This window comes from Sphingomonas sp. Ant H11 (assembly GCF_000797515.1).
Classification (GTDB): domain Bacteria; phylum Pseudomonadota; class Alphaproteobacteria; order Sphingomonadales; family Sphingomonadaceae; genus Sphingomonas.
Window position 1 is genome coordinate 1 of the sequence record NZ_JSBN01000048.1, and the last position, 11592, is coordinate 11592.

Sequence of the window (11592 nt, forward strand, 5' to 3'; positions counted from 1 at the left end):
CTTCCGCCGTCTCCGCACGCGGCAAGCGCCAGCGTCGCCGCCAGCGCGGCCATGGAAGCGCCGGACAGCGCGGCGGGGTTCGCGATTTCGAGTGGAGCCGTTTCAACAGGAGCATCGGCTGCAACTACGCGATCGTCCAGGACGAGTGCTTGCTCTGTCACGCTTTTACCCCACTTCGGACCAAAGCGCGCCGGCGCGCTCGTGTCGTCCGGCGCTCCTACCAGCAAAGCAGCCCCCCCGCCATGATCTATCATAAGGCAATGCAGCGTTAAGGACGGCGTTGAGGACGGCGGGGCGAGCGGGGGATCGATCGCTCAGCGCGCAACCTTTTAGACGCTGGGCGTGGCCTCGTGCCCTTCCCCAAGCTTCCCCTCGCTGCTATCGCCCCTCGCGACTCTTGCATTCGCCCATACTGGGCGCGCCCGCGCGGCTTTTCGCCGCCTCCCCGCCGCGCCCCGTTAGGCCCCATAGGGAAGGACCCGCTGCATATGACCGCCATTGGCCAGGATACCCTCGGCACTCGCACCACGCTCGACGTGAACGGCGCGCAGTATGATTATTTCAGCCTCGCTGCCGCCGCGGAAAAGCTCGGCGATATCAGCCGTCTGCCCTTCTCGATGAAGGTGCTGCTCGAGAACCTGCTGCGCTTTGAGGATGGCGTTACCGTCACCACCGAGGATCTGCAGGCGATCATCGACTGGCAGCAGGAGCGCAAATCCGACCGCGAAGTCCAGTATCGCCCCGCGCGCGTGCTGATGCAGGATTTCACCGGCGTGCCCTGCGTAGTCGATTTGGCGGCGATGCGCGATGCGATCACCAAGCTTGGTGGCGATGCCGCCAAGATCAACCCGCTGGTGCCGGTGCACCTCGTGATCGATCACTCGGTGATGGTCGACGAGTTCGGCACGCCCAAGGCGTTCGAGGATAACGTCGAGCTCGAATATCAGCGCAACAATGAGCGCTACGAGTTCCTGAAATGGGGTTCCAAGGCGCTCGACAATTTCAAGGTCGTGCCCCCCGGCACCGGCATCTGCCACCAGGTGAACCTCGAGAACATCGCGCAGGCGGTGTGGTCGTCGGTGTCGCCGGACGGCAAGACGATCGCGTATCCCGACACTTGCGTCGGCACCGACAGCCATACCACGATGGTCAACGGCCTGGGCGTGCTCGGCTGGGGCGTCGGCGGGATCGAGGCGGAAGCCGCGATGCTCGGCCAGCCCGTGTCGATGCTGATCCCCGAGGTCGTCGGCTTCAAGCTGACCGGCACGCTTGCTGAAGGCATCACCGCGACCGATCTGGTGCTGACCGTCACGCAAATGCTGCGCGCCAAGGGCGTGGTCGGCCGCTTTGTCGAATTTTATGGCCCCGGCCTCGACGCACTGAGCCTCGCCGATCGCGCAACGATCGCCAACATGGCACCGGAATATGGCGCGACCTGCGGCTTCTTCCCGATCGATGACGCGACGCTCACCTATCTGCGTCTGACCGGCCGTACCGATGAACAGATCGCGCTCGTCGAGGCTTATGCCAAGGCGCAGGGCATGTGGCGCCTGGCGGATGCGCCGGACCCCGTCTTCACCGACACGCTCGAACTCGATATGTCGAACGTCGTGCCGTCGCTTGCTGGCCCCAAGCGCCCGCAGGACAAGGTCATCCTCACCGAAGTCGATGACACGTTCAACGCCGATCTCGCCAAGGTCTACAGCCACGCCAGCGCCAAGCGCGTTCCGGTTGAAGGCCGGGACCATGACATCGGCGATGGTGACGTGGTGATCGCGGCGATCACGAGCTGCACCAACACCTCCAACCCGTCGGTGCTGGTCGCCGCTGGTCTGGTCGCGCGCAAGGCCAATGCTTTCGGCCTCAAGCCCAAGCCTTGGGTGAAGACCTCGCTGGCACCCGGCTCGCAGGTCGTGACCGACTATCTCGACAAGGCTGGCTTGACCGAGGACCTCAACGCGGTCGGCTTCAACTTGGTCGGCTATGGCTGCACCACCTGCATCGGCAATTCGGGCCCGCTCGCCGCGCCGATTTCGGCGGCGATCAACGGCAATGACATCGTCGCCGCCTCGGTGCTGTCGGGCAACCGCAACTTCGAGGGCCGCGTTTCGCCCGACGTGCGCGCCAACTTCCTGGCTTCGCCGCCGCTGGTCGTCGCTTATGCGCTCAAGGGCACGGTGACCGAAGACTTCACCACCACCCCGATCGGCCAGGCGACCGACGGCACCGACGTTTACCTCAAGGACATCTGGCCGACCAACGCCGAAGTCCGCGAAGTGATGGATGCGAACATCGACCGCGGCATGTTCCAGTCGCGCTACGCGAGCGTGTTCCTGGGCGACAAGAAGTGGCAGGCGATCGACGTGGTCGGCTCCGACACCTATGCGTGGCCGCCCGCATCGACCTACATCGCCAACCCGCCGTATTTCGAGGGCATGTCGATGACCCCGGCACCGGTGCAGGACATTGTCGAGGCGCGTCCGCTCGCCATCCTGGGCGATTCGATCACGACCGACCACATTTCGCCGGCCGGTTCGATCAAGGCCGACAGCCCGGCAGGGGCCTGGCTGATGGAGCGCCAGGTCGCACGCGCCGACTTCAACTCCTATGGCGCACGTCGCGGCAACGACAATGTCATGGTGCGCGGCACCTTCGCCAACATCCGCATCAAGAACGAGATGGTCCCCGGCGTCGAGGGCGGCATGTCCTCGTATAAGGGCGAAACGATGCCGATCTATGACGCGGCGATGCGCTTCAAGGCGGACGGCGTTCCGCTGATCGTCATCGCGGGCAAGGAATATGGCACCGGTTCGTCGCGCGACTGGGCGGCGAAGGGCACCAATCTGCTCGGCGTACGCGTTGTCATCACCGAGAGCTTCGAGCGCATTCACCGCTCGAACCTGGTCGGTATGGGCGTGCTTCCGCTGCAGTTCGCCGAAGGTGTCGACCGCAAGACCTTGAAGCTCGACGGTTCGGAAAGCTTCACGATCATGAAGGTCGCCGAAATCCGCCCGCGCCAGGATGTCGAGGTCACGCTGACCCGCGCCGATGGTACGGTCGAAACCTTCCTGACGCGTTGCCGGATCGATACCGTCAACGAGCTGGAATATTTCCTCAACGGCGGCATCCTGCAGTACGTGCTGCGCAAGCTGGCGGCGTAATGCCGATGCTGTCGTGACGACGGCGATCGAGGCGATTGGATGGGCAGCGGCGCTGCTCATCCTCGCTTCCTATCTGCTGGTTTCGACCGGCAAACTGTCCGGCCAGTCGGCAGCGTTCCAATGGATGAACGTCGTCGGTGCGGCCGGATTTGTTTTGAATAGCGGCTGGCACGGGGCGTGGCCCTCGACCACGCTTAACATTGCATGGGCAACGATTGGTATCGTCACGCTGATTCGGCTGCTGCAAAAGCGTCTTCGTCGCAGCAATGAGGAAGTAGAATAGGAAATGCCCGCCACGCATGTGCATGGCGGGCATCCTTTCCTCCCCAGGAAACTCTCAAGCCTCTGCGAACGGTCGAGCTTTTGACAAGCTGCCGATCCGTTGACGGCGCAATAGAGAGGAAAGACCCGCGCCGAACAGGGGGGATGCGCCCGCCATTCGGTAAAGGCGTTACTTATCTGCGTGAATTCGGAGTCCCCTTGTAAATATATGACAGGTTGCGGCATGATGATCGGGGGGCTCCCTTGGGGCGCGCCGCATCGTGAGGGACGCAGAAGCATGGCCGATCGCAAATTGTTCGCTGGGCACGCTATCCGTCGTTTGCGACGGCAGGCCGGACTGACGCAGGCGGCCATGGCCGAAATGCTGACGATCAGCCCGAGCTACCTCAATCTGGTCGAAAAGAACCAGCGGCCTTTATCGGCATCGTTGATCGTCAAGCTGGCGGAGAGTTTCGATTTCGACCCGCGGGCGCTGGCGGCGGGGGAACCCGGCGGGGGGGAGGCGGCACTCCGGCGACGTCTCGCCGACCCGATGTTCGCCGACCTGGAAATCGACCGCAATGAAATCGAGGAATGGCTGGCGGGCGCACCGGGCGGGGCGGAAGCGTTTGCGCGCGCGTTCGACCGGATCGGGGCGGCGGGCTCGGCCGAGGCAGGGGCGGCGGATCCGATTGCGAGGTGCGCCGCGAAATTGAACGATGGCGTGGCCATTTCGCCGATCTGGATGCGCTGGCGGAAGGGCTTGCCGATGAATTGCGCCTCGGCGCGGGCGATCTCTATGGAGCGATTGCCGAGCGGTTGCGGGTGAAGCATCAGCTCACCATTCGCGTATTGCCGGTGGACGTCATGCCCGATCTGCTGCGCCGCACCGATCTCCACGCGCGGCAATTGCAGCTCTCCGAAATGCTCGACCCGGCGTCGCGCGTGTTCGGGGCGGCCTATCAACTCGCCCAGATCGAGGCGCGTGGCGAAATCGATGGGCTGGCCAAGGGGGCAGGCTTTACCGATCGCGACGCGGAACGCCTGTATCGCCGCCACCTCGCCAGCTATTTCGCGGCGGCGTTGATGATGCCGTATGCGCGCTTCCTGCGCGCGTGCGAGGCGACGGGATACGATATTGAACTTCTGCAACGCCGCTTCGGCGCTGGATTCGAGCAGGTCGCGCATCGGCTGACCACTTTGCAGCGCATTGGTGCGCGCGGGCTGCCGTTTTTCCTGGTGCGGATCGATCGCGCCGGGCAGGTGTCGAAGCGCTTTTCAGGGGCGAGCGGATCGCCGCTGGCGGAGTCGGAGGGGCGTTGCCCGCTATGGCGGTTGCACGCCGCGTTCGATCGACCGGGAGTGCTGGCGGTGCAATTGATCGAGCTGGAGGGTGGTGCACGCTGGTTGACGATGGCGCGGACCGTTACGCCGCAGGGGCGGCGCTACGGCGCGGTGCCGGCGGAATTCGCGGTCGGGCTGGGCGTGGCGGCGGAGCATGCCGGTACGTTGGTGGTGGCTCGGGGGACTCGATTTGAAGGGGGAGGCCACGCCGATCGGGCTTGGCTGCCGCGCATGTGGGCGCGGCGGTTGTCCGCAGCGATCGCTGCCGCCGGTCGGTCGAGCATTGGCGATCAACGAGCGCGAGCGCGGCGTGAGCGCGTTTACCTTTGGCGGGGACTGAGGCACGATCATGGGAGAGGCGGAAAGCGATTTCGGGGCGGTTCCGCCGATACGGCTGGTTACCCGCTTTCTGGCCGAGATGCAGACGACCATTGTCCAGGCGGGGCTGCGCGGCTTTGACGGGGATCTGGATCGGTTCGTGATCTTCACCTTGATCGCGCGCCAGAGTGCGGCAACCCCGATCGACGGCATGGACTCCGCCGCCGATCCGCCCGATTCCCGCGCGATCTCGATCAATTCCTTGGCGGCATCGCTTTCACGTCCGTTCGAGACCGTGCGTCGCCACGTCAATGCGCTGATCGCGCAAGAGGTGGTGGCGCGCACGCCAAGCGGGGTGGTGGCGCTTGCCAGTGGCTTGCAACGCCCCGAAATGGTCGAAATGTCGATGACGGCGCACGATGCCTTTGTCAGGCTGGTCGAGGATTTGCAGGCATTCGACCTGCCGATGCCGTCGCAGCGCGTAACGAGCCTGTATCATCCGGCGGTCGGGGTGCGGGCTGCTGCCGACATCATGCTCGCCGTTGCCGATAACAATCGGGGGTTGCACCAGGAATGGATCAATCTTGTTCTGTATTCGACCATCCTGTGCGCAAACGCCCGCGCCTATACCTACGATCCCGAATTGGCCCGGCGTTACGCGGATCAATTCCGCGTCCCGCCCGATTCGCTGCGTCGTCCGCTCAGGGTGAGTGCGCTGGCTCGTACCCTGCGCCTTCCATACGCGACGGTGCAGCGTCGGGTGGAGCGGCTGGTGGCCGACGGTCGGGTCAAAAAGGCGCGCGGTGGTTTGCTGGTTTCGGAGGAGTGGCTCAATTTGCCGAGTAGCGTCGCGGTGAGTGTCGGCAGTTATCAAAATATCCGGCGCATTTTAGCGGCGGCGACGGCGGCGGGCTTTCCCATCGCAAGCCCGGCCCAGGCCTATGTACGGGGGCGCCCGACGCCGAGCGTGATCCAAGATCGCCCTGACTGACGGTTTGTAAATATATATCATAATTACAAAAATGTGCCGCGCTAATTAACAGCGAAACGCCAATTTATGACGATTCTTGGTCAAATAGTTCTGTAAACTTGCCTACATCATCCACATCGCAGCCGATGAGGATGTTCGCCGTGACCTACCAGACCGCTATCGCCCACACCGCCAAACTCATCCAGAGCCAGAACGGCACCTGGGACGGCATCGACGCCGAAAGCGTCGCGCGGATGCGGGTGCAGAACCGTTTCCAGACCGGGCTCGACATTGCGCGCTACACCGCCGCGATCATGCGCCGCGACATGGCGGCGTATGACGCCGATCCGGCCAAATACACGCAGTCGCTGGGCTGCTGGCACGGCTTCATCGGCCAACAGAAGATGATCAGCATCAAGAAGCATTTCGGATCGACCGAGCGTCGCTATCTGTACCTCTCGGGCTGGATGGTTGCCGCGTTGCGCAGCGAATTCGGGCCGCTGCCCGACCAGTCGATGCACGAAAAGACCAGTGTTCCGGCGCTGATCGAGGAACTCTACACCTTCCTGCGCCAGGCCGATGCGCGCGAACTCGGCATGATGTTCCGCGAGCTCGATGCCGCCCGCGCTGCTGGCGACGAAGTCAACGAGCATCGTCTGCTCAACGCGATCGACGGCTATCAGACGCATGTCGTGCCGATCATCGCCGACATCGACGCGGGCTTCGGCAATGCCGAGGCGACCTATCTGCTCGCCAAGAAGATGATCGAGGCGGGCGCGTGCGCGTTGCAGATCGAAAATCAGGTCAGCGACGAAAAGCAGTGCGGGCATCAGGATGGCAAGGTTACGGTGCCGCATGAGGACTTCCTCGCCAAGGTCCGCGCCTGTCGCTATGCTTTCCTCGAACTCGGCGTCGAGGATGGGATCATCGTAACGCGCACCGACTCGCTCGGTGCAGGCCTGACCAAGCAGATCGCGGTGTCGAAGGAGCCGGGTGACCTTGGCGACCTGTATAACAGCTTCCTCGATTGTGAGGAGATCGACCCCGCCACTGCGCGCAATGGCGACGTCATCCTCAACCGCGATGGCAAGCTGCTGCGGCCCAAGCGTTTGCCGTCCAACCTGTTCCAGTTCCGCACCGGAACCGGCGAGGATCGCTGCGTGCTCGACTGCATCACTTCGCTCCAGCATGGTGCGGACTTGCTGTGGATTGAGACCGAGAAGCCGCACATCGCGCAGATTGCGGGCATGGTCGACCGCATCCGCGAGGTCGTGCCCAACGCCAAGCTGGTATATAACAATTCGCCGTCGTTCAACTGGACGCTCAACTTCCGCCAGCAAGTGTTTGATGCCTGGGCGGGAGAGGGCAAGGATGTGTCGGCTTACGATCGTGCGAAGCTGATGTCGGTCGATTATGACGGCACGCCGCTGGCCGATGAAGCCGATGAGCGTATCCGCACCTTCCAGAAGGACGCCGCAGCGCGCGCCGGGATCTTCCATCACCTGATCACGCTGCCGACCTATCACACCGCAGCGCTGTCGACCGACAATCTCGCCAAGGAGTATTTCGGCGAGGCGGGGATGCTCGGCTATGTGAAGGGCGTGCAGCGCAAGGAAATCCGCGAAGGCATCGCCTGTGTGAAGCACCAGAACATGTCGGGCAGCGACATTGGGGATGACCACAAGGAGTATTTCGCGGGCGAAGCGGCGCTGAAGGCCGGTGGCGCGCACAATACGATGAACCAGTTCGCGGCCTGACGCAGCAGGCGGAGCAAAGCTCCGCCGCGCCCGCGGCCGGCCCGGCCGGCGGGGCCTGCAGCCCCGGCCGACGACGCGGCTTTGCCGCGGCGGGCCTTCGACCTTCCGGCATGCCGGGCTCGTCCCGGCATCCACCCTGCCACGGATTTCTGAACCGTTATCCGCGCGCAGCGGTGGACCCCGGCACAAGGCCGGGGTGACGGCAACGGGTTGGGCTTACACCCCCGCGTTGGTCAGCCGGTCGATCTGGTCGGTGCTGAGCGTCAGGTCCATCGCCCCGATCAACTCCTCGACTTGCGCAACGCTGGTGGCACTGGCGATCGGTGCGGTGACGCCGGGCTGGGCGGCAAGCCAGGCCAGCGCGATCTGCGCCAGTGAAGCACCGGTTTCCTCGGCAATCGCGTCCATCGCATCAAGCACGGCAGGGCCGGTCCCATCCATGAACGCCTGCATCCGCCCGCCGCGCACGCTTTTTCCGAAATCGGCGGCGCTGCGATATTTGCCGGTCAGATAGCCCGAGGCGAGGCCGTAATAAGGCACCACGCCGATATTATGTTCGACGCAATAATCCTGAAGCTGGCCTTCGAACTTGTGACGGCTGACCAGATTATATTCGGGCTGCAGCACGTGATAATGCGGCAGGCCGTGGGCGGTGGCGGCGTCATTGGCCGATTTCAGCCGCGCTGCGTGGAAGTTGGACGCACCAAGCGCGCGTACCTTGCCCGCGTCGATCAGCTTGGCGAAGGCCGCGAGCGCGTCCTCCTGCGCCACCGCATCGTCATCCTGATGCGCGAAATAGAGATCGATCGTCTCCACCCCCAGCCGCTGGAGCGACGCGTCGCATGCCGCTGCGATACGCGCAGGGGCGAGTTTTTCGCCGCCGTCGCCCGGCAGCATGCCGACCTTGGTGGCGATCTGCACTTGCTCGCGCTTGCCGCTCGCTTTGAGCCAGGCACCGATCACGCTTTCCGATTCCCCGCCTTTATGGCCGGGCACCCACGCCGAATAGACATCGGCGGTGTCGATCATCGTGCCGCCCCCCGCGACGAACGCGTCGAGCACCGCGAAACTGGTGTCCTGGTCGGCGGTCCAGCCGAAGACGTTTCCGCCCAATATGAGCGGCGCGATATGGAGTTCGGTCGCGCCAAGGCGGCGTAGAGTGGTCATGATCAGTGGTCCCCGGAGTCGGTTTCGTTGCCGCCTTCATCGTCATCGACGATGATCGCGGCATTGGCGTCGGCGCTATTGGCGTCAAGCGAGGCGGCGGCCGTGTCGAGCGCCTTGTCTTCCCCTGCGGTTGCACCGGAGGGAGATTTGCCCGAGCAAGCCGCCAGCAACAGCAGCGCGAAAAGCAAGGGCGTCCGCATCAATCCTGGATCTCGTTGCCGACATCCTTCAATGCTGCGCCGGTTTTGTCGGCGACCCGGTCGGCCTTATTGCCGAGCACCGCGCCCGCATTGTCGATCCGCGATTCGGCGGCACCGAGCGCGGCGTCGGTATCGTCGACAGCCTGCGCTGCGGTCGCATTGGCGTCGGCAGCAACGGCGTTTGCTGCCTCGGAAACTTCATTCTGTGCTTTTGGGCTGCAGCCGGACACGCCGAATGCGAGGAGAGCAGCCAGTGGCAGAATGGCGAGCGACTTGGTCATCATGAGTACCCTTGGCTTTCGGAAGATGTGCCGCGACGGTAAAGGATGGGCGGTGTCCCTTCAACTCCATCCGGCCGATCTTGTTGCACGCAAGCCGCTCTAAGAGGGCGGGGCGATGTAGGGGCGCGGCTTTGACGGAAAGGCGGAACGGTCCGAAGCGCGTTGACCTCATATAAAGATATCTTTATATGTCATCGTCAATGACCATTGCCCTCGACATCTTTCGCGCGCTTGCCGACGCGACCCGGCTGCGCATCGTTGCCCTGCTGCGCTCGATGGAGCTGTCGGTTGGCGAATTGGCGCAGGTCCTCGGGCAAAGCCAGCCGCGCGTCAGCCGCCATGTCAAAATCCTGTGCGATGCCGGTCTGGCCGAGCGCCGCAAGGAGGGCAGTTGGGTGTTCGTAGCGTTGGGCGGCGGCACCACCGTCGGCCCGGTGCTGGAGGCGCTGGATTCGTGGGCGGCGCTTCAGCCCGACCATTGGGCGGTAGCCGATTCCGCGCGGCTGGCGGCGGTGCGTGCCGATCGCGCTGCCTCGGCGGCTTTGTGGTTTGAGGCCAATGCGGGACAGTGGGACGCGATCCGCTCGCTCCATATCGCCGAAAGCGAGGTCGAGGCGGCGATTTCGGCGGTGCTGGGCGATGCGCCAATCGGCCAGTTGATCGACATCGGCACCGGCACCGGGCGGATGCTGGAACTGTTTGCAGGGCGGGCCGAGCAGGCGCTTGGAATCGATCGCTCGTCCGAAATGCTGCGGCTGGCGCGCGCGAAACTGTCCGAGCGGGGGTTGGACAATACGGAATTGCGGCAGGCCGATCTCTATGCGCTTCCTTTGGCGGACGGTGCGGCGGACGTGGCGATCGTGCACCACGTGCTGCACTTCGCGCAGCAGCCGGGTGCGGCGATCGCCGAGGCGGCGCGCGTGCTGAAGGCGGGCGGGCGGTTGCTGATCGCCGATTTCGCGGCGCACGACCGCGAGGAGTTGCGGACGAAGGACGGGCATACCCGCCTGGGCTTTGTCGATGAACAAATGGCGACATGGTTCGCCGCCGCCGATCTCGCGCCCGAGCGGACCGAGCGGCTGGAAGGCGGGGAACTGACGGTGAAATTATGGCTCGCGCGCAAACGCGATGCCCAGCGTTCCGGGATACACTCCGGGGTACATAAGGCGATGGCGGCATGACGATTTCGGTGAACCAGCTCGAGGAAGCGCGGCGCGCGCTCGAGGCCCCGCTGTTCGCGGATCTGGCAGGCGATGCGGCGGTGTCGTTCGAATTTTTCCCGCCCAAGACCGAGAAGATGGAAGAGGCGCTGTGGGAGACGGTGCGCACGCTGGAGCCGTTCGGCCCGAGCTTCGTCTCGGTCACCTATGGCGCAGGCGGCACCACGCGCGACCGCACCCACGCCACGGTCGCGCGGATCGAGCGCGAGACGAGCATGGCGGCGGCAGCGCACCTGACCTGCGTCGAGGCGTCGCGCGCGGAAATTGACGAGATTGCCGAGCAGTATTGGGCGGCAGGCGTGCGCCATATCGTCGCGTTGCGCGGCGATGCGCCGGGGGCAGGGGGCTTTGTCCCGCACCCCGAAGGCTATACCAATGCCGCCGATCTGGTGGCTGGGTTGAAGCGGCTGCACCCGTTCGAGATTTCGGTCGCGGCTTACCCCGAATGCCACCCGGATTCGCGCGACCAGGCGGACGATCTCGACAATCTCAAGCGAAAGCTGGATGCAGGCGCGACGCGCGGGATCACGCAATTCTTCTTCGAGCCCGAGACCTTCTTCCGTTTCCGCGATCGTGCGGCGGCGGCGGGGATCACGGCGGAGATGGTGCCCGGCATCATGCCGGTCACCAATTTCCAGAGCATCGTGCGCATGTCGGCGATGTGCGGCACGGTGGTGCCGCCGTGGATGGGGCGCCTGTTCGAGGGGCTGGACGATCATCCCGCGAGCCGGCAGCTGATCGCCGCGACGCTCGCCGCCGAACTGTGCCGCAAGCTGTATGCGGGCGATGTGCGCAATTTCCATTTCTACACGCTCAACCGCGCCGAGCTGAGCTTTGCTATATGTCACCTATTGGGCCTGCGCGCTAAGCCCGTGGCGGCGGCTGCGGCGGCGTAACACATTCCCCTCCCGCT

Annotated in this window: 9 protein-coding genes and 1 pseudogene; 7 read left to right on the forward strand and 3 right to left on the reverse strand. The window is 64.3% G+C overall.

Annotated features, from left to right (window positions below):
• The first annotated feature begins 488 nt into the window (after nucleotides 1–488).
• The 5 genes and pseudogenes from acnA (at nucleotide 489) to NW75_RS10150 (ending at nucleotide 7811) form a co-directional block, all read left to right on the forward strand.
• On the forward strand, nucleotides 489–3161 hold the full coding sequence (gene acnA, locus NW75_RS10130) for an aconitate hydratase AcnA (protein WP_033965069.1): 2673 nt from the start codon (nucleotides 489–491) through the stop codon (nucleotides 3159–3161).
• Nucleotides 3162–3174: 13 nt separating this feature from the next.
• Nucleotides 3175–3444, forward strand: coding sequence for a CBU_0592 family membrane protein (locus NW75_RS10135; RefSeq protein ID WP_033965071.1), 270 nt, complete (start codon nucleotides 3175–3177; stop codon nucleotides 3442–3444).
• Between the two features lie 276 nt (nucleotides 3445–3720).
• Nucleotides 3721–5106 (forward strand): annotated as a pseudogene (locus NW75_RS10140) (helix-turn-helix domain-containing protein).
• Nucleotides 5107–5115: 9 nt separating this feature from the next.
• Nucleotides 5116–6075, forward strand: coding sequence for a hypothetical protein (locus NW75_RS10145; RefSeq protein ID WP_033965074.1), 960 nt, complete (start codon nucleotides 5116–5118; stop codon nucleotides 6073–6075).
• A gap of 140 nt (nucleotides 6076–6215) precedes the next feature.
• On the forward strand, nucleotides 6216–7811 hold the full coding sequence (locus tag NW75_RS10150; RefSeq protein WP_033965089.1) for an isocitrate lyase: 1596 nt from the start codon (nucleotides 6216–6218) through the stop codon (nucleotides 7809–7811).
• A gap of 216 nt (nucleotides 7812–8027) precedes the next feature.
• On the opposite strand, the gene NW75_RS10155 is transcribed toward NW75_RS10150, so the two are convergent.
• From NW75_RS10155 to NW75_RS10165, 3 genes are read right to left on the reverse strand one after another with little or no spacing between them, the layout of a single operon-like run.
• Nucleotides 8028–8978, reverse strand: a complete 951-nt coding sequence (locus NW75_RS10155) for an aldo/keto reductase (RefSeq protein WP_033965076.1) — start codon at nucleotides 8976–8978, stop codon at nucleotides 8028–8030.
• Nucleotides 8979–8980: 2 nt separating this feature from the next.
• Complete coding sequence (locus NW75_RS10160) at nucleotides 8981–9178, reverse strand: hypothetical protein (RefSeq protein ID WP_033965078.1); 198 nt, start codon at nucleotides 9176–9178, stop codon at nucleotides 8981–8983.
• A complete protein-coding gene (locus tag NW75_RS10165) occupies nucleotides 9178–9459 on the reverse strand; it encodes a hypothetical protein (RefSeq protein WP_010403519.1) in 282 nt (93 codons plus the stop codon). Before NW75_RS10165 ends, NW75_RS10160 begins: the two co-directional genes overlap by 1 nt.
• Before the next feature lie 200 nt (nucleotides 9460–9659).
• Here NW75_RS10165 and NW75_RS10170 point away from each other — a divergent pair, with 200 nt between their 5' ends.
• Together NW75_RS10170 and metF are read left to right on the forward strand one after the other, a co-directional pair.
• Nucleotides 9660–10640, forward strand: coding sequence for an ArsR/SmtB family transcription factor (locus NW75_RS10170; protein ID WP_033965081.1), 981 nt, complete (start codon nucleotides 9660–9662; stop codon nucleotides 10638–10640).
• Nucleotides 10637–11575: a methylenetetrahydrofolate reductase [NAD(P)H] gene (metF, locus tag NW75_RS10175; RefSeq protein WP_033965083.1), complete on the forward strand. Its 939-nt coding sequence runs from the start codon at nucleotides 10637–10639 to the stop codon at nucleotides 11573–11575. Before NW75_RS10170 ends, metF begins: the two co-directional genes overlap by 4 nt.
• Nucleotides 11576–11592 lie beyond the last annotated feature (17 nt).